The 200-nt window shown below is 44.5% G+C and carries 1 tRNA gene; it reads right to left on the bottom strand.

The features are described 5' to 3' along the window. Positions 1-121 precede the first annotated feature (121 nt). Positions 122-197, bottom strand: a tRNA-Ala gene (locus H3H37_RS25600). Positions 198-200 lie beyond the last annotated feature (3 nt).

Genomic DNA, 200 nt, shown 5'->3' with positions numbered 1-200 from the left:
GATCAATAAATAATCTTTACTTTTACTTCTTCCAGATTGTTAAAGAACATACAGCACTTGATCTCTAAAAGATCAAACCTAAACCGCTTATGGCTTACGTTTGCGCTTTTACTCGAACCTTTGGTGGAGGATGACGGGATCGAACCGACGACCCCCTGCTTGCAAAGCAGGTGCTCTCCCAGCTGAGCTAATCCCCCGTT

Origin of the sequence: Rugamonas brunnea (genome assembly GCF_014042345.1) — a bacterium.
GTDB classification, from domain to species: domain Bacteria; phylum Pseudomonadota; class Gammaproteobacteria; order Burkholderiales; family Burkholderiaceae_D; genus Rugamonas; species Rugamonas brunnea.
Note: the sequence above shows the minus strand (reverse complement) of the source record. Positions and strands in the feature narration are given on the sequence as shown.